Raw genomic sequence first — 717 nt, forward strand, 5'->3', positions numbered from 1 at the left:
AAACGGCATGCGCCGGCTTGCGGCAGAAGGAACGAGATGACGCCGCCTGCGGGAGAGGCGACGGTTCCGGGTCCCAGGCCGACTGCCGCTTCGTCCCAGGCGCGGCTAACCCGGCGCATCCAGCGCCATCAGCTCGTCGAGCGTCATCGGCCGGCCCAGCCAGTAGCCCTGGGCGTAGTCGCAGCCGCGCTCGCACAGCAGCTCGAACTGCCCGGCCTGCTCCACGCCCTCGGCAACCACGGTCATCCCCAGCGTCCAGCCAGATCTTGATGCCACGCTTGCGCAGCCGCGCGAGCAGGCCGCTCACGCGCAGCTCGTCGCCGATCACCGCGGTCTCGGTCAGTTCCAGGTGCAACTGCGCCGGCGCCAGTCCGGTCTCGCCCAGGATCCGTACAGCAGCGACAGCTCGCCGCGCTCCCAGGCCCCGCGCAGGTCCTGCTCGATGCGCACGCGCCGCTCCACGGCCTGGTCCATCGCGCGGCTGTAGAAGCGGTAGCAGTTCTTGCCGGCCACCTTCGCCTGGTACATGGCGATGTCGCCGTTCTTCATCAGCATGTTGGCGCCGTCGGCGGCAGGATGACGAACTCGTCGCCGCCGAAGCGCGACAGCGTGGCCGCCCCGCCCTCGCGCTCCACCACGCCGCGGATGCGCTCGGAGAACTGCACCAGCACCTCGTCGCCGGCGTCGTGGCCGAGGGTGTCGTTGATGCGCTTGAAG

1 pseudogene is annotated in these 717 nt (G+C 70.3%); it reads right to left on the minus strand.

The features are described from left to right. Positions 1 to 105: 105 nt before the first annotated feature. A pseudogene (locus Z164_RS22475) lies at positions 106 to 717 on the minus strand (EAL domain-containing protein); the annotation flags it as partial.

Origin of the sequence: Luteimonas huabeiensis HB2 (assembly GCF_000559025.1) — a bacterium.
GTDB classification, from domain to species: Bacteria; Pseudomonadota; Gammaproteobacteria; order Xanthomonadales; family Xanthomonadaceae; genus Luteimonas; species Luteimonas huabeiensis.